This is a genomic window from Novacetimonas hansenii JCM 7643, from assembly GCF_000964405.1.
GTDB lineage: Bacteria > Pseudomonadota > Alphaproteobacteria > Acetobacterales > Acetobacteraceae > Novacetimonas > Novacetimonas hansenii.
Genome location: NZ_BANE01000278.1, coordinates 1 through 1,026, shown reverse-complemented (window position 1 = coordinate 1,026; position 1,026 = coordinate 1). Strand labels below are relative to the sequence as shown.

The window sequence follows — 1,026 nt, the reverse complement described above, 5'->3', positions numbered from 1 at the left end:
GCGCGGCGGAAAATAGCCGGCTCCGCCATTGCAGGCCCGGCCTGGCTGACGCCCGCTCCCCTCTTGAAAGGCCCGCGGGCGCGCCGCATCCGGAAACGGGACAGCGCCCGCACGGCCGGGAAAGAAGGAGACCCTCCCCCTTCCCGGCCCGGCTCAGTGCGTGACGGGCTGCAGAAACCGCGCCACGTCCTGCGGGGTAAGCTGGGGATGCAGGATCGCCCGCATCGCCCCACGCCCGAGGTAGCGGAGATCATCGTTGAAATCCGCCAGACGCGGTGACAGCACGAGGCAGTCGATCCCCACCTCCTGCGTCCGGGCCATCAAGGTCGCCACCGCATGGTCTCCGGCCGGGTCGTCATCGCGCATCACGTAGAGGCGGCGCAACGTAGGCGGAAACGTCATGGCGGCGAGATGGGCCGAGGACAGGCACGCGGCCAGCGGCAGATCGGGCATGACGTCGTGGAGCGAGAGCACCGTCTCGATCCCCTCGCCTGTCGCCAGAACGTCGGACACCGTGCCAAAGCGCACGGCATTACCGCGCAGGTCGCCCATGGCCCGGCGAGGCATTTCGACAGGCGCCTTGCCGCGTCCATCGCGCGCCAGCCAGGTGCGATGCACACCGGTCACGCGGCCTTCGAGATCGGCGACAGCGGCGATCATGGCAGGCCAGGTCTCGGTCGGGCTGTCAGCATCGGCGCGATAATAGCAGTCCGGGTGGAAACGCAGCGACGACAGGTCCGTCAGGCGGGTGAGATCACGATGGCGCAGCCAGGTTTCCGCCTGCGTCCCGGCAATCGGGCGGGACATGGCCCAGAGCCTTCGTGCCGCGTCAGCGGTTCCTGATGCCTGCGGGGAAGCGTCATGCCGCCCGAACGCATCGGAACGACCGCGATCAGAGGTCGGTCGTGGCTGTGGTTGCGGCAGGCAGAGAAAGCGCCGGGCCTCGTCGGCGACATCACGAAAATCCAGCAGCCCGAGGCTTTCGCGGATGATGTCGAGCAGATCGCCATGCTGCCCTGTCGCGCC

General features: G+C 68.5%; 1 protein-coding gene. It reads right to left on the bottom strand.

Translation table 11 applies throughout. The features are described 5' to 3' along the window. Positions 1 to 153 precede the first annotated feature (153 nt). The coding region (locus tag B7G66_RS14635) for a DUF7146 domain-containing protein (RefSeq protein ID WP_048859335.1) at positions 154 to 1,026 on the bottom strand (873 nt) is incomplete at its 5' end.